23 protein-coding genes are annotated in these 24,831 nt (G+C 68.5%); 9 read left to right on the top strand and 14 right to left on the bottom strand.

The features are described from left to right. Positions 1-85: 85 nt before the first annotated feature. Together E1261_RS23105 and E1261_RS23110 are read right to left on the bottom strand one after the other, a co-directional pair. On the bottom strand, positions 86-1,294 hold the full coding sequence (locus tag E1261_RS23105) for a sensor histidine kinase (RefSeq protein WP_132409791.1): 1,209 nt from the start codon (positions 1,292-1,294) through the stop codon (positions 86-88). Next, positions 1,291-1,989 (bottom strand): response regulator transcription factor, encoded by a 699-nt coding sequence (locus E1261_RS23110; protein WP_165952615.1) that lies wholly within the window; start codon positions 1,987-1,989, stop codon positions 1,291-1,293. The genes E1261_RS23105 and E1261_RS23110 overlap by 4 nt, the downstream gene beginning before the upstream one ends. A gap of 124 nt (positions 1,990-2,113) precedes the next feature. Between E1261_RS23110 and E1261_RS23115 the strand changes: the two genes are divergently transcribed. The 4 genes from E1261_RS23115 to E1261_RS23130 are packed head-to-tail and all read left to right on the top strand — an operon-like array spanning position 2,114 to position 6,253. Next, positions 2,114-2,764, top strand: coding sequence for a glycosyltransferase family 2 protein (locus E1261_RS23115; RefSeq protein WP_132409793.1), 651 nt, complete (start codon positions 2,114-2,116; stop codon positions 2,762-2,764). Then, complete coding sequence (locus tag E1261_RS46030; RefSeq protein WP_202874946.1) at positions 2,761-4,020, top strand: DUF2064 domain-containing protein; 1,260 nt, start codon at positions 2,761-2,763, stop codon at positions 4,018-4,020. Before E1261_RS23115 ends, E1261_RS46030 begins: the two co-directional genes overlap by 4 nt. Continuing rightward, positions 4,017-5,378, top strand: a complete 1,362-nt coding sequence (locus E1261_RS23125; protein ID WP_132409795.1) for an MptA/MptB family glycosyltransferase — start codon at positions 4,017-4,019, stop codon at positions 5,376-5,378. The genes E1261_RS46030 and E1261_RS23125 overlap by 4 nt, the downstream gene beginning before the upstream one ends. Before the next feature lie 5 nt (positions 5,379-5,383). Next, positions 5,384-6,253 (top strand): ATP-grasp domain-containing protein, encoded by an 870-nt coding sequence (locus E1261_RS23130; RefSeq protein WP_238176384.1) that lies wholly within the window; start codon positions 5,384-5,386, stop codon positions 6,251-6,253. On the opposite strand, the gene E1261_RS23135 is transcribed toward E1261_RS23130, so the two are convergent. Then, a complete protein-coding gene (locus E1261_RS23135; RefSeq protein ID WP_132409797.1) occupies positions 6,254-6,514 on the bottom strand; it encodes a WhiB family transcriptional regulator in 261 nt (86 codons plus the stop codon). It abuts the gene before it with no gap. A gap of 56 nt (positions 6,515-6,570) precedes the next feature. Continuing rightward, on the bottom strand, positions 6,571-7,212 hold the full coding sequence (locus tag E1261_RS23140) for a TetR/AcrR family transcriptional regulator (protein WP_202874948.1): 642 nt from the start codon (positions 7,210-7,212) through the stop codon (positions 6,571-6,573). A gap of 105 nt (positions 7,213-7,317) precedes the next feature. Here E1261_RS23140 and E1261_RS23145 point away from each other — a divergent pair, with 105 nt between their 5' ends. After that, positions 7,318-8,457 carry an alpha/beta hydrolase gene (locus E1261_RS23145; protein WP_132409799.1) on the top strand — a complete coding sequence of 380 codons (1,140 nt, stop codon included), beginning with the start codon at positions 7,318-7,320 and terminating at the stop codon, positions 8,455-8,457. A gap of 34 nt (positions 8,458-8,491) precedes the next feature. Next, positions 8,492-9,421 carry a threonine ammonia-lyase gene (locus E1261_RS23150; RefSeq protein ID WP_132409801.1) on the top strand — a complete coding sequence of 310 codons (930 nt, stop codon included), beginning with the start codon at positions 8,492-8,494 and terminating at the stop codon, positions 9,419-9,421. Here E1261_RS23150 and E1261_RS23155 read toward each other — a convergent pair whose 3' ends face one another. The 5 genes from E1261_RS23155 to E1261_RS23175 all read right to left on the bottom strand — a co-directional run bounded on the left by E1261_RS23155 (position 9,422) and on the right by E1261_RS23175 (position 18,053). Next, the gene (locus E1261_RS23155) at positions 9,422-10,879 is read right to left on the bottom strand and encodes a glycosyltransferase family 87 protein (RefSeq protein ID WP_132409828.1); all 1,458 of its coding nucleotides are present in this window, start codon (positions 10,877-10,879) and stop codon (positions 9,422-9,424) included. It lies immediately after the preceding gene. A 112-nt stretch (positions 10,880-10,991) separates the two neighbouring features. After that, on the bottom strand, positions 10,992-11,789 hold the full coding sequence (locus E1261_RS23160) for an alpha/beta fold hydrolase (protein WP_165952616.1): 798 nt from the start codon (positions 11,787-11,789) through the stop codon (positions 10,992-10,994). A gap of 59 nt (positions 11,790-11,848) precedes the next feature. Next, a complete protein-coding gene (locus E1261_RS23165; RefSeq protein WP_132409805.1) occupies positions 11,849-14,617 on the bottom strand; it encodes an ATP-binding protein in 2,769 nt (922 codons plus the stop codon). 25 nt (positions 14,618-14,642) lie between these two features. Further along, positions 14,643-15,434, bottom strand: coding sequence for an AfsR/SARP family transcriptional regulator (locus tag E1261_RS23170; RefSeq protein WP_132409807.1), 792 nt, complete (start codon positions 15,432-15,434; stop codon positions 14,643-14,645). Positions 15,435-15,476: 42 nt separating this feature from the next. Further along, entirely contained in the window at positions 15,477-18,053 is a 2,577-nt protein-coding gene (locus E1261_RS23175) for a YfhO family protein (RefSeq protein WP_165952617.1), read from the bottom strand. Positions 18,054-18,104: 51 nt separating this feature from the next. On the opposite strand from E1261_RS23175, the gene E1261_RS23180 reads away from it, so the two are divergent. After that, positions 18,105-18,758, top strand: a complete 654-nt coding sequence (locus tag E1261_RS23180) for a class I SAM-dependent methyltransferase (RefSeq protein ID WP_165952618.1) — start codon at positions 18,105-18,107, stop codon at positions 18,756-18,758. Next, positions 18,759-19,406: a hypothetical protein gene (locus E1261_RS23185; RefSeq protein ID WP_132409812.1), complete on the top strand. Its 648-nt coding sequence runs from the start codon at positions 18,759-18,761 to the stop codon at positions 19,404-19,406. It begins immediately after the preceding gene. On the opposite strand, the gene E1261_RS23190 is transcribed toward E1261_RS23185, so the two are convergent. The 3 genes from E1261_RS23190 to E1261_RS23200 all read right to left on the bottom strand — a co-directional run bounded on the left by E1261_RS23190 (position 19,389) and on the right by E1261_RS23200 (position 22,286). Further along, positions 19,389-20,402 carry a glycosyltransferase gene (locus E1261_RS23190; protein ID WP_132409814.1) on the bottom strand — a complete coding sequence of 338 codons (1,014 nt, stop codon included), beginning with the start codon at positions 20,400-20,402 and terminating at the stop codon, positions 19,389-19,391. The two genes, E1261_RS23185 and E1261_RS23190, sit on opposite strands and share 18 nt — an antisense overlap. 12 nt (positions 20,403-20,414) lie before the next feature. After that, entirely contained in the window at positions 20,415-21,626 is a 1,212-nt protein-coding gene (locus tag E1261_RS23195) for a hypothetical protein (protein WP_132409816.1), read from the bottom strand. A 165-nt stretch (positions 21,627-21,791) separates the two neighbouring features. Beyond that, positions 21,792-22,286, bottom strand: a complete 495-nt coding sequence (locus E1261_RS23200; protein ID WP_132409830.1) for a MarR family winged helix-turn-helix transcriptional regulator — start codon at positions 22,284-22,286, stop codon at positions 21,792-21,794. A gap of 49 nt (positions 22,287-22,335) precedes the next feature. Between E1261_RS23200 and E1261_RS23205 the strand changes: the two genes are divergently transcribed. Beyond that, a complete protein-coding gene (locus tag E1261_RS23205; protein WP_132409818.1) occupies positions 22,336-23,226 on the top strand; it encodes an EamA family transporter in 891 nt (296 codons plus the stop codon). On the opposite strand, the gene E1261_RS23210 is transcribed toward E1261_RS23205, so the two are convergent. After that, positions 23,177-24,493 (bottom strand): hypothetical protein, encoded by a 1,317-nt coding sequence (locus E1261_RS23210; RefSeq protein WP_132409820.1) that lies wholly within the window; start codon positions 24,491-24,493, stop codon positions 23,177-23,179. The genes E1261_RS23205 and E1261_RS23210 overlap by 50 nt on opposite strands. Beyond that, positions 24,493-24,831, bottom strand: a 339-nt coding sequence (locus E1261_RS45385) for a cupredoxin domain-containing protein (RefSeq protein WP_165952619.1), incomplete at its 5' end; no start/stop codon positions are given. The genes E1261_RS23210 and E1261_RS45385, both read right to left, overlap by 1 nt.

The raw sequence follows: 24,831 nt of genomic DNA on the forward strand, positions 1-24,831 counted from the left end.
GCCAACCACCCCGCCATCATCGCCGCCCGCACCGCCCTGCAAGCCGCAGCCCGCCAGACCCCGAGTCACCCCACCGGCGAGGTCGCTAGCTGACGTTGGCGTTGGCGGGCACTGGGGGGAGGTCGATCTGGAATGCGCATCCGCCGTCGATGTTCGTGACGCCGATCTGGCCGTCGTGGGATTCCACGACGCCGCGGGCGATCGCCAGCCCAAGACCGCCGCCACCCGACGACGCTGCCGACGGCTCGCCCGAAGCCGAAGCCGAACCCGAAGTCGAGGCGGAGGCCGGTACCGGGGTCCGCTGTTCGTCGCCGCGCCAGCCGATGTCGAAGACGCGTTCCAGGTCGTCGGCCGGGATCCCGCCGCATCCGTCGGTTACGGCGAGCCGCACTCGGCCGTCCGGCTCGCGGTCGACGACGAGTGTGACTGTTCCGCCGCGCGTCGTGTGCCGGATCGCGTTGCCGACCAGGTTCGTCACGGCGCGGGTCAGTTCGTCCGGATCCCCTTGTACAGCAAGCCGATCGTCGCCAGCCGGCGTCGACACGGTGAGCTCAACACCCGAGGCCCGGGCATGCTCGCCGTTCTCGCCTGCCACGTCTTCGGCGAGTTCGCGCAGGCTCACCGCCGATCGCTTCCGCGGTAGCGCGGCCGCCGACAATCGCGAGAGCTCGAACAGGTCGTCGACGAGCCCGGTCATCCGGTCGACAGTCGACCGCATCTGCCGCAGCGCCGCCGGTACGTCGTCGATCACCCCGTCCTCGAGTCCTTCCGCAACCGCCCGCAACCCGGCCAGCGGAGTCCGCAGATCATGTGACATGAACGCGACCAGTTCCCGCCGGCTCGCTTCGAGAGCGCGCTCTCTCGCGTGGGACGCGGCCAGTTTCTCGCGCGTCATCTCGAGCTCATCTGTCAATGCAGCAAGCTCAGCCGGTACGGCGCCAGTGAGGCGATCCGAGGGTTCGTACGTCGTACCCAGCCGTCGCAACCGTTGTCCGACATCGCGCGAGCCCGCGCTGATCCAGTGCCCGAGCAGCACGGACATCCCGAGTCCGAGAAACCCTGCGAACGCGAGTGTCCAGAGAACGACCCAGGAATCGTGTTCGGATATGAACATCGCCCGCACGCTCTGCAGCACCGCAGCGAGGGCCGCGGCCATCGGCGCCAGCGCGGCGACGATCATCGTGACCCGCAACGACCGGCGGCGGAACTGGTACAGGATCACGCCGCCGACCACCGCGACCACCAGCGTCCACAGGGTCGTGAGCGCGAGGATCGTCATCGTGTCGCGGTTCATTCGGACTCCCCCGCGAACCGGTAGCCCGTGCGCGGCACGGTCAGTACGAGCTGCGGGTCCGAGGGATCTGCCTCGATCTTCTCGCGGAGCCGGCGGACGTGAACGGTGACCGTCGACGAGTCACCGAAGTCCCAGCCCCAGACCCGGCGCAGCAGCTCGGCCTTCGTGTACGCCTTTCCCGGATGCGACACCAGATACGCCAGCAGATCGAACTCGCGATGCGTCAGAGAGAGCGCTCTCCCGTCCAGCATCGCGATCCGGGCCGCGGTGTCGATCGTGATCGGGCCGGCGCTCAGCTTGGTCGGCGTCAGGTCGAGCCCGGCCAGTCGCTCCTCGCGCCGCAGCATCGCCTGCACCCGCAGCGTCAGCTCTCTCGGACTGAACGGCTTGACCACATAGTCGTCGGCACCGACCTCGAGGCCGACCAGCCGGTCCTCCTCCTCACCGCGGGCGGACAGCATGATCACCGCCGCGCCGTCGTCGGCCGCGCGCATCCGGCGCAGCACCTCCAGGCCGGACATTCCCGGCAGCATCACGTCCAGGACGACGACCGACGGTTTCCACTGCTGCCAGACCTCGACGGCAGCGGTCCCGTCCGCGACCACGCGAGCGTCGTACCCCGCCTTGGTCAGGTACGCCGAGACGACGTTGGACACGGTCGGGTCGTCATCGACCACGAGCACACGAGTAGCCACGGTCAGAGCGTAGGACTTCCGACCGCCTCGGCGCTGGACCTGGACCCCGAGAGAGCGCTCACCGTAAGCAACCCGTAGTCGCCGGCAGCCACCTGGAACCTCCGTTCTTCCCTACGGTCGAAGGGTGGCTGTCGATCTCGTACTGCCCTGCCTCGACGAGGCTGCGGCTCTGCCCTGGGTGCTCACCCGGCTTCCGGCCGGCGTCCGAGCCGTTGTCGTCGACAACGGCTCGACCGATGGTTCGGCCGAAATCGCCGAAGAACTCGGGGCGACCGTCGTACGGTGCTCGATCCGTGGGTACGGCGCCGCGTGTCACGCCGGCCTGGAGGCGGCCGACGCCGAGGTCGTTGCGTTCATGGACGCTGATGCTTCGCTGGATCCGCGGCAGCTCGTCCGGGTGACCGCGCCGGTGCTCGCCGGGAACGCGGATCTCATGGTCGGCCGCCGGAGAGCGGTTTCTCGGGACGTGTGGCCTTGGCATCTGCGTCTCGCGAACGCTGAGCTGTCCCGCCGGATCAGGAGACGCACAGGCGTTCTCCTGCACGATCTCGGCCCGATGCGCGCCGCTCGGCGGACCGCGCTGCTGGACCTCGCGCTGACGGATCGGCGATCTGGCTATCCGCTCGAGACCGTCGTTCGCGCCGCCGACGCCGGCTGGCGGATCGCCGAGGTCGACGTCGACTACCTGCCCCGCTCAGGCCGCTCGAAGGTCACCGGTACGCCGCTCGGCGCCGCTCGGGCCGTCGTGGACATGTCGAAGGTGCTGAAGGCATGACCCAACAGGGCACGCTGATCGTGATCGCGAAGGAACCGGTCGCTGGTCGGGTCAAGACTCGGTTACAGACCGAGTTCACGCCCAGGGAGGCGGCTGCGCTTGCGCGTGCTTCGCTGATCGACACGTTGACCACGGTTCGGGCGGCTCCAGCGACCCGTCGCGTGCTGGTTCTCGAGGGCCGGCCGGGGCCGTGGTTGCCAGCCGGGTTCGAGGTGATCCGGCAGCGTGGAGACGGCCTCGACGAACGGCTGGCAGCAGCGTTCGAGGACGCCTTCGACGGATCGCCGATGCTCCTGGTCGGTATGGACACGCCGCAACTGCCGGCCGAGCTCCTGGGCTTCAACTGGCCTGGGTACGACGCTGTTCTCGGGCTGACCGAGGATGGCGGGTACTGGTGCCTCGGGCTGCGCGAACCGGATGACCAGGCGCTGATCGGCGTTCCCATGTCCACCGATCACACCGGTCAGGATCAGCTGCTGCGTCTTGAGAAACGCGGGAAACGCGTTCTCCAGCTACAGACTCTCCGGGACATGGACACGCCGTGGGACGCAGCCGCGATCGCCGCGGAGTATCCGGCGCTGCGGATGTCCCGATTGTTCCGGCGGCTGGAGCACTCGGCCCATCCGGCGTTGCTGTTCGAGCAGGCGCTCGGCGGTACGGCGCAAGTAGTTGCCACCGGCATCGATGGGCGGACCCTGCCCGCATTGTCGGAGCTGGACCGCTGGCAGTCGCCGGCGGACGAGGTTGATCGGCTCGCGCTGAGCCGGTGCGAGGGGCCGGTGCTGGACATCGGCTGCGGGCCGGGCCGGATCGTGACGGCGTTGGCCGAGCAAGGGATTCCAGCCCTCGGTGTCGATGTGTCTCCGCAGGCAATCTCGTTGACGACGTCGCGCGGCGCGGCCGCATTGCAGCGGCCGGTGCAGAACCGGCTGCCGGCCGAGGGCCGCTGGGGCAGCGTGGTGTTGATGGACGGCAACATCGGCATCGGCGGTGATCCGGCCGATCTGCTCCGCCGCTGCGCGGAGCTGGTGCGGCCCAACGGTCTCGTCCTGGTCGAGGTCGATCCGGACGACGATCTCGACGACACCGCGCCTATTGTGCTGCGCAGCTCCACCGGGCGCCGGTCGATACCATTGCCCTGGGCAAGGATTGGCAGTCGCACGTTGCTCCGGCATGCACGCGCCGCCGCCCTGCACCCGATCGAGGACTGGCGCACTCCGCACCGAGCCTTCCTGACCCTCCGCCGCACCGCATGAGCCGCCCCGCATTGAGCCGCACCGCGGGCCATTGGCTGATCGCTTGTACGGCGGTCGGAACCGCCGTACTCACCATCTGGGCGCACGCCGTCAGTTGGTGGCCGAATCTGACCTTGATACTCGGGTGTTTGCTGGTGGCCGCGGCGATCTGGCGGTTCGGCCGAGGGCTCGGGATTGCCGCGGTCGTGGTGGTGGCCGGGCTGTGTCAGATCCCGGGGCTGACGCATGCGCCGATCACGAGCACAGATTCCTATCGCTACGTGTGGGACGGGCGCGTGCAGCTCGCCGGGCACTCGCCGTACGCGCATGTTCCGTTGGATGACGCCCTCGCGGACTTACGAGATCCGCTGCTCTTTCCAGGGCTCTCGCCGGAGCATTCGTCAGGAGTAAACGCACCGCCGCGCGTACCGACGGATCCCGCGGCGGTCGCAGCGATCGCCGCCGATGATCCGCGGACCCGGATCAACCGGCCGCAGGTGCCGACGATCTACCCACCGATCGCGCAGGTGTACTTCGTCGCGGTCGCGGCCGTCACTCCGTGGTCGGCGGGAACGCTGGGCCTGCAGATCGCGGCCGGTCTGCTCGCGATTGCGCTCACCTGGCTACTCGCCGCAACAAGCCGGGACAGACGCTGGGCCGCGCTGTGGGGTTGGTCACCGATCGTGGTTCTCGAGGCTGGGAGCGCGGCCCATGTCGACGTTCTCGGTGCGCTGCTCATCACCGCCGCGGTACTGGTCGCGGCCCGGCGGCCCCGACTCGCCGCGATCCTGCTCGGTGCTGCCGCCAGCGTGAAGCTGTTGCCGTTGCTGTTGCTGCCCGCGTTCCGGGTTCGCCAGTCGGTCGTTGCCCTCGGCACCTTTGTTGTCAGCTACCTCCCGTATCTGGTGGCCTCCGGCGCCCTGGTGCTCGGCTTTCTGCCCGGTTATCTGACCCAGGAAGGGTTCTCCAACGGCAGCACGCGATTCGCGATCTTCTCGCTCCTGCTGCCTCCTGAGGCCCGGCAGCTGGTCGCCGTTCTGGTCGCGGGAGCGCTCGCCGTCCTCGCGTTCCGGCGCCGCGGCCGCGAGCCGCTGGCCGTCACCTGCTGCTGGCTGTACGGCGCCGCGCTGCTGATCGCGACCCCCACCTATCCCTGGTACGGCGTGCCGTTGGTCGCGCTGGCCGCACTCTCCGGACGGCCCGAGTGGATCGCCGTACCGCTGGCTGCGTACCTGGCCTATGCGACCGTCGGGCACGACAGCCGGCAGGGCCTGATCTATCTGACCGCAGCTGCCATCGTCGTCATTGCCACTACCGTGCGTCACCGTTCGGTCGCCGCAAAGCAGTTTGACGCGAGGCTGACCGCCAACCAACACTGAGCAGCGTGACACTGAACAGCCCCAAACTGAGCAAGCGCATCGCGATCGCGACCTCGGCCGACTGGCCCGAGCTGCTGCCGGAAGAGGTTCCGCTCCTGGACGCCTTCCGCGCGGCCGGCCTCGAACCCGACCCCGTGGTCTGGACGGACCCGTCGATCGACTGGTCCGGGTACGACGCGGTGCTGCTGCGCTCGGTGTGGGACTACTACAAGCGGCAGGTCGAGTTCACCGAATGGCTCGGGCTGCTCGACAAGTCCGGCGTACTGGTCCTGAACGAGACCGACCTGGTCCGCTGGAACAGCGACAAGCGCTACCTCCTCGAGCTCCGCGAGCAGGGCGTCGCGATCGTGCCGTCTCAGGTCGCGGCCGGCGCATGCCTGCGCGAGGTCGTCGCCGGGCTCGACGGTCAGCAGATCGTGATCAAGCCGACCGTGAGCGGGGCGGCCTTCAACACCGTTCGCGGGCTGGCCGGCTCGGCCGAGCTCGACCAGGCGATGACGGATCTGCCCGACGACGTGTACCTGGTGCAGCCGTTCCTGCCGGAGATCCAGACGGCCGGCGAATGGTCGCTGCTCTTCTTCGACGGCGAGTACAGCCACGCGGTGGTGAAGCGCCCGGCAGCTGGTGACTACCGGGTGCAGCACATGTTCGGTGGCGCGGTGACGGTCGAGGAACCGACTCCGGAGATCCTCGAGAGCGCCAAGACCGCGCTCTCTGCGGCGCCTTCTCAGCCGACCTACGCCCGCGTCGACGGTGTCGTCGTCAACGGTCGTTTCCTGCTGATGGAGCTCGAACTGATCGAGCCCTACCTCTTCATCCCCGACCACCCGCCGGCCGCCGACCGCCTCGTCGCCGCCGTCGCTGCCAAGCTCTGATCAGCTGGCCGCCGAGTCGGGGTGACCGCGGCGGCGGCCGTCGAGAAACGTGATCCCGGCCGCCGTTCCCGTGTACCTGGTTCTGCGCGCCCACTCGTAGCACTCGTTCAGCACCGGGCATGAGGTCAGGCACAGCTCGCGCGCCTTACGCTGCTCGAAACGAGTCGCGGTCTCGTCGTACGCACCGGCCTGCCCGCTACAGGCGGCACGGTCCATCCAACGGTCGGCAGGATCGACGATCACGGTCAGCATCGGCCTCATGACACGACGGTAGATCGCCCGGAGCACTCTCCGGGCCGCGTCTCGCAATATGGTCGTTAGTCCATCGACTTACTACACTTTGGATCGCTGGCGACGACCAGCCGCTCGTCGAAGTCGCCCGGCGGCAGGGCGGCATCCGGTAGTGGCGCGAGGTCGGGGCGGGCCCGCAAACCGTCGAGCAACAGGGCCAGATAGCGGCGCCACAGCTCAGGCCGGCCGACGTGGTCCGTGACCGCGCCGAGCATCAGCTGGATGGTCGGGAAGTCGGGCGGGGCGACGTCGGCCCGTAGCACGCCCGCATCCTTGGCCCGCGTCACCAACTCATGGATCAGTGGCGCGACCCGCTCCCGCATCTGCGCCTGGCGCTCAGGCCCCCGGCCGGTTCCGAGCATGACCTCACGGAGTCCGCGATCCAAGGCCTGGACCTCACAGGTCTTCTCCAGCGCGGTCGCCAGGCCCACCCAGGGATCCGGCTCCCCCAGCGCCGCGCGAGTGGCCGCCTCGACCGTGTCGACCATGTCGTCGAACAGCGCGTCGACCAGCGCCTCCTTGTCCGGGAAACGCCGGTAGACAGTGCCGACCCCGACGCCCGCATGATGCGCCACGTCGTTGAGGGTCGCACCGATCCCACGGTCGCGAAACACCTCCCGGGCCGCCGCGATCACGCGGCGGCGGTTGAGTTCGGCGTCCTTGCGCAACCGTGATTCACCTCATTCCAGACAAGTGGATACAACGTATCCGGTTAATGCTACGGTGGGCCGTAAGCGGATATAGAGTATCAACTTATTGAGGACGGTCAGCACATGAGAACCCGGACGATCATCGGCTTACTCGCCACAGTGACGCTGACGGGAGGCGCCCTGGTCGCATGCTCCTCGAGTGCCGACACGTCTGACGGCAGTACGACCGGTACGGCGGCCTGCCCGCAGGCGACGGTCAACCCGCCGGGCGGGAACCCGCCTGCGGGTGGCGCGGCCGGCCCTACGTTCGCGAAGACCGTCGCACCGAGCGACACCAGCACGAGCACGGTCATCGACGGGAGCGGCCCCGAGATCCAGTGCGGCAGGACACCGCTGAAGGCCACCAACGACATCGTCTACGACTCGCCGACCTCCGGCGGCCGGCAGGTACCGCTCAAGCTCGATCTCCAGGTGCCACTGACGGCGGGTGCGAAGCCGCTGGTCGTCTACCTCACCGGCGGTCAGTTCTCCAACGCGAGCAAAGCAGGCAACCTCGATCAGCGCACCTACGTGGCCGAGCAGGGCTACGCCGTGGCCGGTATCGAATACCGCACGGTGCGGAACGGAGCGACGTACAAAGAGATCGTCGCCGACGTGAAGTCGGCCATCCGCTTCCTGCGCGCCCACGCCGCGGAGTACGGGATCGATCCGGCCAAGGTCGCGGTCTGGGGCCAGTCCGCCGGCGGATACCTCGCCGCGATGACCGGTGTCACGAACGGCCGCGCCGAGTTCGAAGGCACCGGCAACCCCGGGCAGAGCAGCGACGTACAGGCGGTCGTCGACGAGTTCGGCCCGGCCGATATCGCGAAGATCGCCGCCGACTTCGACGCCGCGGCCCAGAAGTCCAACCACACCCCGGGCAACGCACTCGCCCAGGTGATCTTCGGCGCCGGTACCAAGCTGTCCGTCGAGGACGAACCCGCCGTGACGAAGGGCGCGGACCCGGCCACGTACGTCGGCGCGTCGGACCCGTCGTTCCTGTTCCTGCACGGGAGCGCCGATCAATTGGTGTCGCCGAGCCAGACCCTGACCCTGCACAACGCTCTGCGGGCCGAAGGAGCCGACACGACCCGGTATGTCGTCCAGGGCGGCAACCACGGCGACCTGAGCCTCATGACCGGTGACACCAACGCCGCCAACCAGTGGTCATCCCAACAGGTGATGGGCAACATCGTCAGCTTCCTCGCCAAGCACCTCGGCTGACTCGGGCAGCAGCACACCGGCATAGGGTCGGCACATGCCGACGCTTGCAGAGATTCGTGGGGCCGCCGAGGGATTGCGGGGGCGGATTCACCGGACGCCGATGGTTGGGTCCTCGGTGCTGGACGCGCAGTTCGGCGGGGAGCTGGTGCTGAAGGCGGAACTGTTCCAGAAGACGGGCAGCTTCAAGGTCCGGGGGCTGCTGACGAAGTTGCTGTCGCTGACGGCCGTGGAGCGGGCGCGTGGCGTGGTGACGGTGTCGGCGGGGAACGCGGCGGGGGCGCTGGCTTGGGCGGCGCGGGACGCGGGGGTTCCAGCGACGGTGGTGATGGCGACGACCGCCGTACCGGCGAAGGTCGATGCGGCGCGTGGGTACGGCGCGACGGTCGAGCTCGTGGACGGCGATCTGCTCGCGGCGTATGAACGGATCAGGAGAGAGCGCGATCTCACCGGAGTCCATCCGTTCGACGACGAGCAGGTGATCACGGGGCACGGGAGTCTCGGTCTCGAGTTGCTGGAGGATCGGCCCGATCTGGAGACCGTGCTGGTCCCGGTCGGTGGTGGTGGACTGATCTCGGGAGTCGCGCTGGCGCTCAAGCTACTGAAGCCCGAGATCCGCGTGATCGGGATCGAGCCGGAGCAGGCGGATGTCGTGAGCCGTAGTCTCGCGGCCGGCGAACCGCAGCGGCTGCCGAGCGCGCGCTCGATCGCCGACGGGCTGGCCGCGCCGATCTGCGGTACGCGCAACTTCCCGCTCATCCAGCAGTACGTCGACGATGTCGTCCGAGTGAGCGAGGACGCCCTGCTCGCGGCGACGCGGCTCGTCATGTCGCGTACCAAGCTTGCGCTGGAGCCGGCCGCCGCGGCGCCGTTCGCCGCCTTGCTGGAGAACAAGATCCAGCTCGGCGGCGTGACCGCTGCCGTGGTCAGCGGCGGCAACCTTGACGTCGCCAAGCTGAATCTCTGATCAAGCGGGGGCCAGCTCTCGCGGTGGAGCCTTGGAGGCCACGCCGTCGCTGGGGTCGTCGACAAGATCGCCCTGGCGGACCGGATCCTTCTCCGGCAGCAGGATGTCGCGAGCGACGACCAGCATCAGCCAGAGGGTTCCGGCCATCCGGAGGATGACGGACAACCAGTAGATGCGGTCGGGAACATCCGGATTACCGGGCTGAAGGAACTGCGCGAGATGCATCCACACCAGCATCCAGTAGAAGCACTCGCACGCTTGCCAGATCAGCCAGTCCCGCAACCGCGGCCGGGCCAAGGCGACCAACGGCAGCAGCCAGAGCACGTACTGCGGTGAGTAGACCTTGTTGATCAGCAGGAACGCCGCGACCACCAGGAACGCGAGCTGAGCGAAGCGTGGCGGTCTTGGTGCCATCAGACCGAGGATCGCGATCGACAGGCACAGACCCGCGAAGATCACGATGTTCAGCTGGTTGACGTCGGCAACCTCGTGCTTGGCCAGCTTCAGCACGTACCAGATCGAGCCGTAGTCGCTCTCCCGCGCGTCGTTGAACGTCCAGAACGACAGCCACTCGTTCTTCGCGAGCAGGTAGATCGGCGCGTTCACGAGCGCCCAGGCGACCACCGCCGCGACCGTGGCCTGGACGAACGGCCACAGTTTGCGGCCGCGCAGGCACACGATCAGCAGCGGCCCGAGCAGCAGGAACGGATAGAACTTCGCCGCTGTCCCGAGCCCGATCAGCACACCGAACCAGATCGGTTTCCCGCGCGACCAGGCGAACATCGCGCCGGCCGTGAGAGCGACCGCGAACAGGTCCCAGTTGATCGTCGACGTCACCGCGAGCACGGGCGCGGCAGCGACGTACAGGGCATCGAGGGGCTGGCCGCGAGCGGCACCGGGTCTGGAGGCGACGCCACGGGCCGTCGCCACGGTGAGGCCGACGGTGATCAGTGCGCAGAGGAACAGCAGCGCGATGTTGACGACGAAGAACACGCCGGCCGTGTCGCGCTTCTGCTCAGCGGTGAGATCCGTCTTCGGGTCGCCGGTGACCAGCCAGGTGAGCTGCGCGGCGACCTCCATGAACGCGCCGGTGAGCACCGGGTACTCGAGCACCGGGTAGTTGCCGGTGTCGAGGAACGGCCGGTTGCCCTCGGCAAATCCGCGCTCCTGGTAGAGGAAGCCGACATCGGAGTAGCACAGCGCCTTGAACGGCCGCCAGCTCTGCCGGTCCCAGCCGGCATCCATACACGGCGCCTTCTGCAGCACGCCGAGGCCGAACGTGAGTGTGCACACGGCGAGCGCGATCCGCAGCGGCGTCCACCAGGACGAGCTGAGCCGCGCGAACCGGCCGGACCGGCCACCGAGCCCGACGGTCAGCCCCGCGACGGCCGGATCGGCCTCCGACGGCGGCAGCCGGTCGTGCTTGGGCTGGCTTCCTGGTTCGGTCACGGTCGGCATCATCTCCTATCCGATCAGCCAACGACCAGGGCAGGTTACCCACCCATCGTTCGGGGCGGCACCACCCCCACGCCGAAGGACGCGTGCTGGACCGGAATAGGTTCCCCGCCGATCAGCCGGTGGATTGGGCGATCAGCAGCGCCGCGGTGCGCTCCGGGTCCTCCCACCAGAACAGGTGACCGGCGTTCTCGAAGATCTCGAGCTGCGCCGCGGGCAGGAGATCATGGAGCTGGAGAGCGTTCTCTCGCGGGATCCCTGCGTCGGCGGAGCCGTGCAAGATCAGCGCCGGTACGTCGACCGCCCCGAGCCGGGCCGTGGTGTCGTGCGCCTGGGCCGCGGCCCACTGCATCAGCACGACGGGTACCGGGACCTTCACAGAGAGCGCTCTCCGGCGATAGAGCTCGAGAGCGCCGGGTTCTTGCGCGGCGTATCTGCGGGACAGGTTCGCCTCGAAGCTCGTGCGCACCCCATGCTCGACGTCCCGGGTGGCGATCGCGTCCACCATCCGGCGCGACGTCTCCGAGATCACCCCTCGGGGTCCCCCGGCCCAGGTGCACCCGAGTGCGATCGACCGCACAAGGTCCGGGTGCCGCAGTACCAGCTCCTGGGTCACCATCCCGCCGAGCGAGATGCCGAACACGTGCGCGTCGGTCCACCCCACCGACGCGATCACCGCGGCCGCGTCGTCGGCCAGGTCCGCCACCGTGAACGGTTCGTCCGCCCGGTCACCACGCCCGATCCCCCGATGGTCGTACGCGACGATGTCGAACCTGGCCTCCAACGCGGAGAGCAGTTCGTCCCCCCAGAACTCGTGATGCCCCGCCATGCCCTGGATCAGCAGCAGCGGCGCACCCCGCCCACGCCGTACATAGTCCAGCCGGCGTCCCCCGGTCCCACTCACGAACTCCATGCCGCTCAGACTGCACAGCACCCCTTGCATCCCACTTGCACCACGCTGTGACCGGCAAGTCAGTCGTCGGCGAGCATTGCCACCATTGCGCTCCACGTGACAGGCTCCTGCGCCGGAACGGCACCCAGCTCCCGCTCAACCCACGGCTCACCGACCACGTAGAGCCCGGGCGTCTTGAGGCCCAGCCGCTCCGCATGCGCTTGTACGGCGGCCAGCAGCCGTACGCCGTCGTCCACCGGCCGGCCCGCCCGCACCAGCGCGAGTGCGCCGATCCGCAACGTGTTGAGCGCATACGGGTAGTCCTCGTGCTGCAGGAACCGCGCCAGCGCAGTCCGGAGCGCAGCCAGCGCCCGCTCAGCAGAGTCCGGTCGCAGTGATGGATGGCGCAGGTACAGCTCCCCCACGACCTGGCTGGCCCAGCCCTTGACCCAACCACGGCTCTGCTGCTGCAGCGCATCGGCGTACTGCAGCATCTCAGCACTGTCGCTCGTCTGCCTCAGTAACGCGACAGTCCGCACCGTCACCGCGGAAGGGATCATCACCTCGATCCCGACCCGCTCGCAGTACTCGATCAGCTCCCCCGTCACCTGCTCAGTCATCTGCCAGGTCGCTGCCATCGGCTCGCTCAAGGCACATCCGATGGCCAGGAAGAACAGAGCCTCGGCATAGTCGCGTGGTGAGACATCAGGTGCCACCTGCGGGATCAAACCGGCCACTACCTCGACCAACTCGGTCATACCGGCGTGGTCGCCCGAGTAGTAGGTGAGCGCTGTCAGGGTGTTGAGGGCGCGAACGCGGTCGAAGGCGGACGCGTCCGGGGCGGCGGCAAGCGCCGAACGCAGCATCCGGATCGCCTCGCCGTGGTGAACCCCGCGGTACAGGTAGACGCCCAGCGAGACCGCAGTGAGCAGCGCACTGTCCGGGTCCGTCGTCAGGTCGTGAGCGAACCCGGCCCGCAGGTTGGGCAGCTCACGACTCATCATGCGTACAAAGGCACCCGCCTGGGTGCTGCGAATCGAGTCTGCACAGCGCCCCGCGAGCAGCCGCACCCAGCGAGCCTGCACCAGCCGCGTCTCGGCCGGATCCGGGTCAATGCCGCGGCAGTAGGCGCGGATGCTCTCCAGCAGCAGGTACCGCGTCGGCTCGGTGGACGTGTCGGCCACCACCACCGACCGCGTGACCAGAGCGGACAGGGACTCCAGTACGGCGGTCTCCCGGCCTGGCCAGATCGTCTCGGCCGCCTCCAGCGTGAAGCCGCCCTCGAACGCCCAGAGCTTCAGCAGCAGCTCACGGTCGGCCGGATCGAGCAGATCGACGCTCCAACCGATCGCAGCCTCCAGCGTCGCGTGCCACGCGAGCGACCCACGCGGCACAGGCCCCAGTACGGCGAACCTGTCGGCGAGGCGGTCCGCGATCTCCCCGAGTCCGAGTACCCGGGCCCGTGCGGCCGCCAGCTCGATTGCCAGCGGCAGACCGTCGAGTGCAGTAGCGATCCGCCGGGCAGCGACGAGCTCACCCGGGTTCGGCTCCCAGCCAGGCCGCACTGCCCGCACGCGATCCACCAGCAGCTCAACAGCGGGTTCTCCGGCGTCCGTGGACCAAGGCAATGGCTGGACCGAGACAGTGACCTCACCGTCGACGCCGAGCGGCTCGCGACTCGTTGCCAGGATCCGCAGTCCCGGACAGCTCTGGGTCAGCTGGTCGACCAGCTCCGCCGCTGCCGCAACGACGTGCTCGCAGTTGTCCAGCACCAGCAACGCAGACGCCGTACCGATTCCGTCGACAAGAGCGGCCACCGGATCGCCTGTGACCACCACACCGACCGCATCAGCCACGGCAGCCACAACGCCAGACCCATCCGGTACGTCGGCGAGCCGGGCCGCCCAGGGATCAGTGGCCGGCCCCAGTGTGGCCAGGTACTCAACCATCAGCCGCGTCTTCCCCACACCGGCCGGACCGACCAGGTTGACGAGCCGGTGCCGGTCCATTCGCGAGGTGAGGACCGCGAGTTCGGCAGAGCGCCCCAGGAACGTCGTCAGCGGCCGTCTGATCGGTACCGGCCGCACAACGCGCATCGGCGCGGCCAACCGCAGCCGCGGGTCCTGCGCGAGCACCTGTCGTTCCAGCTCCTGCAGTTCAGGGCCAGGGTCGACGCCGAGCTGTTCGGCCAGCAACTCCCGCACCCTGCGCAGTGTCGCCAGCGCATCACCTTGCCGGTCACACCGGTAGAGCCCGAGCACGAGCAGTGCCCAGCGACGCTCACGCAGCGGCTGCTCGCGCACGAGCTGCTCCAGCTGCACGACGGCCTCAGCTGCGTCCCCGGTCCCCAGCCGTGCGGCCGCCAAGTCCTCCAGCGCTACCTCGCGCAGCTCGGTCAACCGCCCACGTTCTGCCGCGGCAATGTCGTCCGGCAGTTCGGCGTAAGGCTCGCCTCGCCACAGCTCCAGTGCCTCAGTGAGCCGGATCCGGGCCTGCTCCGGCCGGTCTCCGGCCAGTTGGCCGCGCGCAGCCTCGATCAGCTCGCCACAACGCCGTACGTCGATCTCGTCGGCGTGCAGGAAGTAGCCGGCCGGTGTGCGGCCCAGCCGATCGCGGTACGCCGTTCCGAGGGCGGACCGCAGTCTCGAGACGTACGCCTGCATCGCGGCTGCTGCCTTGGCCGGTGGCTGGTCGTCCCACATCGCCTGGGCCAGCCGGTCGTCGGAGACCGGCTTGCCGTCCGCCAGCGCGAGCGCAGCGAGCAACCGCCGGGGCAGCGCTCCCCCGACCTCGACCGCGGCCCCGTCAACCAGCACTCGGACGGGCCCCAGAACCCGGCACTCCAGCACCGGGCCACCATAGCCGCGTCCGACGCTACCTCCAGCGCCAGGCGGCCGGGCGCGGGCGCGGCGCCCGCGGTGGGGCGACCAATCGCCGTTCCAGCGCCACTAGCGCCGGTCCGGGATCCAGACCGAGCTCATCGGCAAGCAGGGCTCGGAAACGGCGTAGTTCGGCGCCGGCGCGCTCTGCCTGGCCGGTCTGCAGGCAGGCGAGTGCCAACAGCTCCCAGCGGCGTTCTCGGTACGGGCTGGCGGCAACGAGCTGGGTCAGCGACCGCAGAGCGACCCAGGGGTTGCCGAAGGCCAGGCGGGCAGCTTCGACCTCCTCCAGAGCGAGCTGGTGGAGCTCAACCAGCCTGGTCCGGGCTCCGGCCACCGCCGGAGAGCCAGCCAGGTCCTGCCAGGGTTCACCCCGCCAGAGCCCGAGAGCTGCGTCCAGATCCTGAATCGCACCGGCTGCATCGCGGATCGACAGCCGGTACAGCCCCGATGAGACCAAGTCGGAGAACCAGTGGTGGTCGGTAGCGACCGTGAAGCGGTACCCCGAAGGCGTCCGCTCCAGTTGCTCGCCAGCTGGGCCCAGAGCGGTCCGCAACCGCCAGACCTGTACCCGCAGCGCCTTGCGCGCGTTCTCCGGCCAGCCGCTCGGCCACATCAGGTCCGCCAACTCCAGGTCGGCCACCGGACGGCTGTCGGCGAGCACAAGCGCAGCCAGCAGCCGTCGCGCCTGCACGCCATTGACCGGCAACGCTTCGCCGTCCACCTCAAGCTCCAGCGGCCCCAACACTCGGCACGAGACCTGCTGCTCCACGCTGACTGTCGTCATGCGACCACAGTCGGCCCCACACCTTGCAATCCACCTGCAAACCTAAGGCCGACGCCTCTCGCCAACCATCAGAATCCCTGCCAGCGCGCACAGGACACCCAACGCGGCGACCGCCAGAACCAGTCCGGCCTCCAGACCGCGTGGCACGTAGCTGCACGACACCTTGCGCGCCTTGGGACCGACCGGCACGGCGATCAGCCCGGACAGCGACTCAGGTGCCTTCGCAGCCTTGCCGTCGACCGCGCACTGCCAGCCCGGCGTGTTCACGACGCCCAGGACCATGGTCCGAGCCTGTCCGGCTTTGAACCGCACAGCCACGTCATGCCCACCGACCTCGACCTCAGCCGGCTTGCTGCTCTGCAACGCGGTGACCGCTGCTTTCAGCCGCTCCGGGTCCAGACAGCCGATCGCACCGACCGGCAGCCGCGTCGGCGCGGACACCCGGATCCGCACATCAGCCACGCCGTTGGCCCGGGCCCTGCCCACCCACAACATCGGAGCACCGGTGTAGGTGCCGGGACGTTTCGCCGACGGCTTCAGCACCTGCCGCCAACCGTCACCACTGATCAGCACATCGCCGACGAACTCCGGCCCGCGCAGGTAGACACCGTCCCCTGGCCGGCAGGAGGCGGTCAGTCTGAGCTCCACAGGATCATCAGCACCCGGCAGCGGCCGCATACCAATGCCCCAGTCCCGCTGCGCTGCCGTCGCACCCTTCGACACACGCACCTGCACCTTGGGGACCGTGTAGACGTCAGCACCCAGAGCGGTCTCCTGTACGCCGAACGCCCCGGGATCCGCCGACTTCCACGGCTTCTCCGGCCGCAGTGTCACCAACGGACCCGCCTGCCGCTTGACGAGCGCAAAGGTCCCCTGCGGCCCCTCCTGCACCCGGGCGCCGACTGCGAAGACTGAATCGACCACCGGGTTCTTCGGATCGATCGGAGCCCGACCATAGGAGCTGTAGCCGAACCCCAGATTGACCAGCGTCTCCGACAGTGAGTGCTGGATCGTACTGGTGTAGTACTCGGCGCCCTGGCCTCCGATCAGCATCGGGTCGTTCAGGGTCGTGTACTGACTCGCAGACACGCGCTGCTGTGGCCAGTCCTCGGCCGCCTGCACCAGTGCGCGGATCGACTCCTGTTTGGCACCCCACGGCTGGTAGTCGCGCATGAACTTCGACCGGGCCTCGTCGATCGCCACCGACGACAACGTGGTCTCGACGAGCACAGCAGCGATCAGAAGCCCCGCCGCGATCCGCCGTCCCCATAGCTGTGTTCCCAGACGCCACCGCGTCAGCAGAAACGCCAGGACGGCGACTCCGGCAACCACCGGTACGACGTCTCGCGTGGTCGGCGTGATCGTCGGCAGATCGGACACCTGCGCGAACAGTGCACCGACCAGCACCAGCGGCACGGCCACCGCCAGGAGGTTCCGCACACCGGATGCGAGCGACATCCACCCGACAACCACCAGCATCCCGGCGACCACGAACGCCTGCCGGTACGGGCTCCCGTTCGGGGAGTCGAACCCGTGCCACACCTTGTGTGGGTACTGCAGTTGCAGACTCACGAAAGTCAGCACCACGAACGCAGTCCAGATGAACCGCTCCCACCCTGGCACCGCGCGGTTGAACGGGAAGCTCAGCGCGAGCAGGAGCATCAGCGTGCCGACAGCCAACCCAGGTGACGTCCCAACACCCTCAGAGCCCGGCAGCAGCCGCGAGAGGAACTCCGTCCACCCGAGTGGCGTAAACACCTCGTCAGGACTCGGTGTGGCCGTCTGCACCAGCCAGTACGTCGGCAACAGCAGTGGAGCGGCCAGTGTGATCCCCACGGCAACACCCACCAGGCACCGGAACCCGCCCTCGACCCGGCGAGTGAATGCCCCGCCCTCCGGGTCGGACAGCACCCGCGCCAGGACCACCACAGCAGCGCCCAGCGTCGCCATGTAGACCGTGTAGAAGTGCGACATCCACAGCAGTGCAACGACGAACGGCGTCACCACCAGCGCCGTCAGCGAACGCTTGCTCCAGATCCACTCACACAGCAGACAGATCACCGGAAACGCGATCAGACCGTTCAGCCACTCGGTCATGTACGCCGCATCGTCGATCGCCCAGCCACAGGTCGCGTAGGACACTCCAGCTAGCGCAGCCAGCCACACCGGCCCGGCCGGGCGCAGCAAGCGCAGGTACGCCGTCATCGCGGCCGCGGCCGCCCCGATCGCAGCGGTGGCGATCACGTACATCGCCAGGTCGATGCGGTCGCGTGGGAACAGCAGCACCATCCACGACAGGCTGGTCCCGAGGTAGCCCATGAAGTCGCCGATGAACGGGACGCCGTACCCGCTGGACCAGTTCAGGAGGAAGTCACCCGGTGCCTGTCCGGTGAGCAGGTCGCGCAGATAGGCGTGCATCGGGACGAACTGCTGGCCGAGGTCGTTGGTGTTCCGCGGCAGCGCACCGAACGGATAGGTACCGCGGATGATGCCCGATGCGACGAACGTCGCAGCAGCCGCCAGAGCGGCCGCCGACACTGGGGCCCAGTGCCGGGCTCGCCACGTTCGCAAGGGCTCCCCCGTGATCGTCGTACTCGTGGCTCGGGGCAGGGCGGCCAAGTAGCAGGAGCGTAACAGAGGGTCAGGTTGTTCTGGGGGAACGAGGGTAGGGTGAAATTCGTGGATCAGCTCGGAGCAGACGAGACGATCGAGCACTGGGATCGCCGGCACCGGCGGCTCGGCGCACTGCGCTCGGGCGGTGACGCCGGGTACGACGAGTTCAGCAACGAGATCTTCTACGCGGTCCGGCTCGGCCGGCTGCTCGACATCATCGGCGACCGGACCGAGTACGCGGCGCCGCTGCGCATCCTCGACGCCGGTTGCGGCAAGGGCTGGTTCGCGCATTCGATGGCGCGGTTCGGGCATGCGGTCGACGGGATCGACGTCAGCGAGCATGCGATCGAGCTGTGCCGCGCGAACGCGACCGGCCACAGCAGCTTCCACCTGTCCCAGCTGGCCGACTGGCAGCCGCCGTACCTGTACGACGTGGTCTACAGCATCGATGTGCTCTTCCACATCATGGATGACGCGCTGTGGGAGGCCTCGGTGCTGAATCTGGCCGCACTGGTCCGGCTGGGCGGTCTGCTCCTGGTCGTGGACCACGAGTCCGATGTGGACCGCACCTGGTCGTTCTACCAGCGGACGCGCGCCCTGCACCGGTATCGGAGTCTGCTTGAGCCAGCTGGACTGCAGGTGGAGCGCTTCGTCCCCTACGGTTTCCGAGGCGCTCCCACCGGCTTCCTCGTCCTGCAAAGGGTGTTCTGAATGCAGCTCAACGAACTCGTCCGCTCCTGGTTGCCCGAAGGCGGGACAGTCGTCGACCGCACCGGCTCCGAGCACCCGTGGCCGCCGCTGATGAAGGTGGCCGAGACAGTCCCATCTGCCGCGGCCGACGACGTACTGACGGCGGTGGCCGTGGCCAGCTCCCCCGCCGCGGCTGGCGACCTGCCTGCAGTGCTGGCGGACGCCGTCCCGGGTGAGGTCGTGCTGTTGCTGCTGCCGTGGCCGGCTGCTGAGCTACCGCTCGGGCCGGTGATCCAGGCGCTGGTGGCGGCTGGTCTGCAGGCAACTGAGGCGCACCCGCTCGCAGACACCGAGTGGGGCGTGGCGGTTATCTGCCGACGCGTCGACGACGAGGTCGGCGAGCTGCACGCGTATCTCGACCGCTCCCGCTCGCCGGGGCCGCTGACCGGCCGGACGCTGCTGCGGCTGGCGGACGAGCACGTCCTCGAAGGGCTGGTCCGCCGCACTCAGGAGCTGCAGCTCCAGGCGACCAAGCAGGCTCTGGAGGAGGCCAAGGCGGCGCTGGCAGCAGTGACGGCCGAGCGGGACGCACTCCGGGACAAGACAACGCCCCCCGCCGCGAGCGCGACGGAGGGCGAAGAGTCGGAGAGCTCAGACGACCTGGGGTGATTCCGAGGCCTCCGGGACGACCGGGACGGGGAGCTCGCCAGCTGCGGCTTCGATCGTCTGCGGTGCGGGCAGCCGGAGGTAGGCCAGCCGGGCCGCCTCCTGCCGTCCGCGCATGATCGCGTCCAGCACGTAGCCGACGGCCAGCACCAGGATCGCGACGATCCCCATCGTCGAGGCCAGGATCGCGGTCGGGAACCGCGGCACCAGACCGGTGTCGACGTACTCGACGACGACCGGTACGCCGAGGATCAGCGACACGATGCCGAACACCGAGGCCAGGATGCCGTGGAACAGCGTCGGCCGCTCCAGCCGGGTGACGCTCAGGATCCAGCGCAGGATGCGCGTCCCGTCGCGGTAGGTGCGCAGCTTGCTCTCGCCACCGGTCGGACGCTCCTTGTAGCCGATCGCGAGCTCCGCCACCGGCACCCGCAGGTGCAGCGAGTGGATGGTCAGCTCGGTCTCGATCTCGAACTCCTGCGCCAGCGCCGGGAACGACTTCACGTAGCGCCGCGAGAAGACCCGGTAACCGCTCAGCATGTCGGTGATCTGCCGGCCGAACAGCGCCCCGACGGTCCCGGTGAGCACCCGGTTGCCCAGGGTGTGACCCGGCCGGTACGCCTCCTCGTTGGTGTGCTTGCGGACACCGACGACGTGATCGTACGGCCCCTGCAGCAGCACGCGGACCAGATCGCCCGCGCGGGCGGCGTCGTACGTGTCGTCGCCGTCGATCAGCACGTAGACGTCGGCGTCGACGTCGGAGAAGGCGCGGCGGACCACGTTGCCCTTGCCCTTGCGGGACTCGTGCCGCACGATCGCACCGGCGGCGCGGGCCAGCTCCGCGGTGTCATCCGTGGAGTTGTTGTCGTACACATAGATGCTGGCGGTCGGAAGCGCGGCGCGCAGCTCGGTCACCACCTTGGTGACGGCAACGGCTTCGTTGTAGCACGGCACGATCACAGCGATGTCCACGCCGGCGAACTCCTGCAGGTCAGTCATGATGGCTTTCTTCTACTTGCTCGCGCCCGGCGTGAGCCAGGTCCCGAGGACGGCGCTGGACATGGTTCCGTCGTGCACTGCGCGCACGTACTCCGGGCCGCGGGCCGCTACGGCGCGGTGCGCCTCGCGGTCGGCCACGATCTGCTCGACGACCTCGCCGATGGTGGTCGGGTCGGCGTGCACGATCGGCAGGTCCCGCCCGGTCACCGTGCTGACGTGCTTGCGGACGTCCTCGTCGACGTTCACCACGACCACGCGGCCGGCTGCCATCGCCTCGCACGCGGTCACGCTGTACGGGCCGAGCACGAACTGCTCGAGCACGACGTCAGCCCCCGCCATCGCGGCCGGCATCTCCTCGCTGGGGATGTCGGTGAGCCGGCGGTACTCGATCAGGCCCTTGTCGTGCAGCGGCTGCATGGCCGCCTCGACGAACTCGGTGCCCTTGAAGCGCGGGTTGGTCGGTGCGTGCAGGACGATCGGACGCTCCCGCTCCAGCACCGGCTCGTCGTTGGCCCAGCGGTCCGGCTCGATGACGACCGGCAGCCACTTGGCGCCCGGCACGTCGACCAGCAGGTCCGGGGTGGACACGAAGGTGGGTCCGTCGAAGGTGTTGAACAGCAGACCCTCACGCTTGGCCTGGGCCTCCAGCCGGACGAAGAAGTCGTCGCGCTCGTGGAACGGCGACCACTGGTGCGTCTCGGCGTGCCGGCTCGGCAGGCGGACATCGGAACCGTGGGCGACCAGGCCGACGTTCACACCGGCCTCCTTGAGCGTCTTCACATCACCGACGGCGTTCCGCGCGAAGCGGGTGCCGAAAACCGGGCGACCGGCCTCGATCAGCACGTGGGTGTAGTTGCCGCTGGTCAGGTACTCGACCTGGCGGTCCTGCCAGACCCGGTCGTCGAGGAGCTCGCGCTCGACCTCGATGTCGGCCGGGAACCGGTACGCACCACCGGCGTACTGCATGTTCTTGGCCTTCACACCGGCGAGGTGACGCTCGGCCGCCCGGGCCCAGGTGGTGCCCTGACCGGCGAAGTTGGCCGGGCCGACGAACAACCGGACCTCGGACTTCGGAACCTCGGGGGTCGGCGGCAGAGCGGCCTCGCGGCGCTTGCGGTCGACGTTCGCGGCCAGCGTCTTGCCACCTTCGGTCACGGCACGCTTGCTCCGGCCGAGGATCTTGCGTGCCGGGCCCGGAAGCATCGCGAGCACACGGGCGCGCATCGACCCGCGCCCGGGAGAAACAGTGGAACCCATGTGTGGAGCTGACCTTCCTGGTTGCTGCGTGCGGCCACCCAGGAGGTTACCGGGTACCGAGGCCCCGATTGGACCGGAACGCCGTGACGCAATGTCATGCCACGGTCAAGATTTCCCGAACCATGGGTACGCCTATTGTGCCGTGTCCTCGATCCGGGCCAGCCATGCGGCCAGGATCTCCTCCAATTTGGCCGCCTCCTCGGGCGGTAGGACGCCGAGAAGCCGCTTCTCATTGTCCATATGGGCAGTGAAAGCACGGTCGATCAGCCGGCGCCCCGCTGGGGTCAGGCGGACCACCCGGCCACGCCCATCCTCGTCACTGCGCCGTCTGACCACCAGACCGGCCGATTCGAGCCGGTCGACGCGTTTGGTGACCGCACCGGTCGTCACCATCGTGTGTACGGCGATCTCGCCCGGCGCCCGCTCGTACGGCGCTCCGGCGCGGCGCAGCGCGGCCAGTACGTCGAACTCGCCCTCGGTGAGCCCGAATCGGGAGTAGAGCAGCGTCAGCTCACCGGTCAGGTGCGCGCCGATCCGGTGCAACCGGCCGATCACCCCCTGCGGGCTGGTGTCGACGTCCGGCCGTTCGAGCTGCCACTCCGCCTGGATCCTGGCTACGTGGTCCATTTCGGTCACGGCTACCACTATATCTTCCCGGGAAGATATAGTGTCTTCCATGGAAAATACCTACCGGTGGGCCCTCGTGACAGCGATCGCACCGGTGGCCCGGGGAACGAACTATTTCGTCACCCACGAGTACCTCCCAGCCGGATACCCCTTGTACGGCGCTGTGTTCCGCGCACTGCCCGCCGGACTGCTCCTGCTCGCCATAGCGCGCCGGCTACCGCAAGGGGTTTGGTGGTGGCGTTCGCTCCTGCTGGGCGTGTGCAACATGGGTGCGTTCTTCGCCCTGATCTATCTGGCCGCACAGCTGCTACCTGTCAGCGTGGCGGCCACAATCATGTCCGCAGCGCCGATGACCATGGCGCTGTTCGCATGGGCGCTGCTATCCGAGCGCCCCGCTGCAGCGGTCCTGGTTGGCACAGTGGCTGGCTTCGCCGGGGTCTGTCTGCTGCTGGGCGGCGGGGCAACGTCGGTGAACCTCGGTGGAGTGGCAGCTTCGGTTGCCGCACTGACGATGTCGTCCTGCGGCTACGTCCTGGCGAAGAAGTGGGGCCGCGCCGACGGGCCGCTGGCGACCACCTCCTGGCAGTTGATCGCCGGCGGACTGGTCCTCATCCCGTTCGCGCTGGTCTTCGAAGGCCGCCCGCCCACCCTCGACCTCCCTGCCGTCGCCGGTTTCGCGTACGTCGGCCTGGTGGCGACCGCACTGGCCTTCACCGCCTGGTTCACCGGACTACGCCACCTCGACGCGGCCACCGTCGGCCTGATCGGACTGCTCAACCCGGTGACCGGCGTACTGCTCGGGCTGCTCTTCTCGGCCGAGTCCCTGACCCCGCGTCAGGTCCTCGGCCTCGCACTCGTCCTGGCCGGCATAGCCGTCGGCCAGATCCGGATCAGGCCGAGAAGAGCAGCAGCAGGCCTCCCGTCGTGTACGCGACCATGACCACCAGCAGCGGGAGCTGTCCGGCCAGCGCACGGCCGCGTGGGAACAGTGCGACCGCCCTGTCGTGAGCCGAGATCACACCGAGCAGGTGGCCGATCACTACGGCACTGACCTGGACTGTGGCGACCGCAGTGGTGTGGTTGGTGATGCCTGCGTTCACTCCGTTCAGACCGGTACCGAAGACGTTCCAGCCACGGCTGAGTGGATCGCTGAGCTGGTTGATCGTGCGCTGACCTTCTAGAACGAGCAGCGTGAAGTAGTGCGCGACCACATAGCCCAGCACGATCGGTACGACCGAGTGTGCGAACAGACCCGGCAGTCTGGTCCGTGAGCTGTCCGAGATCCGTCCCGCCAGCACTGTGGCCGCGGAGTAGGTGACCAGGACGAACAGCACGAACCCGACCAGCGCCAGTGTTCCGAGCAGAGTCTGCGAGTACCCCGAGTCCTGGGACCATCCGATCCACCTGCTCGACCGGGAGAACCCGTCGTACGCCGTAGAGCCCAGTAGTGCGGCCACGAGTGCGACCAGCCCCGGGCGGGGTGTCAGGCTGTCCAGGTTCTCCAGTGGGCGTCGTAGGACGATCACACCGTCGCCCCGGCGTCCCCAGGGCGACAGCTTCGCCATCAACGTCGCGTAGGCCTCGAACGGGTCCGCAGCAGCGAACCACCGGTCCCCGAACAAGACAGCGCCGAACATGACATAGACGACGTACAGGGAGAGCCAGGCCTGCACCACCAGTAGCGTCGCGCGATCCGGTGCGACCAGCTCGAGCCAGGCGAACGCGAAGATGCCGACGGCGGCCGGCCAGAGCCCTACGCGCGGTGAGAGCTCGAGTAGACCGCGACGCGGGTCATGGCGAAGCACTCGGCAGGCCAGCAGGTGCAGGGTGCGGAGTGGGTTCAGAGTGCGCCACACCGGACCGAGGAGCAGCGACAGCGGCACCAAACCGACCCACACCAGGATGTAGACGAATCCGAAGATCGGGTTTGTCAGCCGGTCCACTCCGGCCAGCAGGGCCAGTGCGGCCCAGCCGAACAGGGCGAGACCGAACACCCGGACCGCCCAGCGCAACCATGACGAGTCGAATGCGGTGCGCAGTCCAGCCGGGAGCGGCGTACCGCTGGAAGCACCGCGGTACTTCGGTGACCGCCAGGCGACGGCCAGGATCACGAACGACACTGCGATCGCGATCCCGGCACCCGTGACCGCCAGCCCAAAGGGGATCGGCAGGTCCTGCCGCCCACCGATCCCGTGCAACGGAAGCATCAGGTCACCTGCAGCTTGAAGACGAGCTTGCCGTTCTCATGCGTCTCGACTTCGAAGACGCCCTTGGCATCGGCGGTGAACTCCACCGACACCGGCTTGCCCGGCTTGAGGTCCAGTGTCTTGTCGTAGCCGTGGACATGGAGTGACTCGGGCACATCGCTGACAGCAGTGATGCGGACCTTCTGGCCCCGCTTGGCCTTCACCACGGCCTGGCCGGCGGAGATCTTCCCACCGGCGATCTTCACGTCGACGCTGACATCAGCAGCCGGTACGGCGGGCGTCGGCGTACTGGTCGGTGTTTTGGTCGGTGTTTTCAGCGGTGGGGTGGAGGGTGTGGC

It is taken from the genome of Kribbella albertanoniae, from assembly GCF_004348455.1.
Classification (GTDB): Bacteria; Actinomycetota; Actinomycetes; order Propionibacteriales; family Kribbellaceae; genus Kribbella; species Kribbella albertanoniae.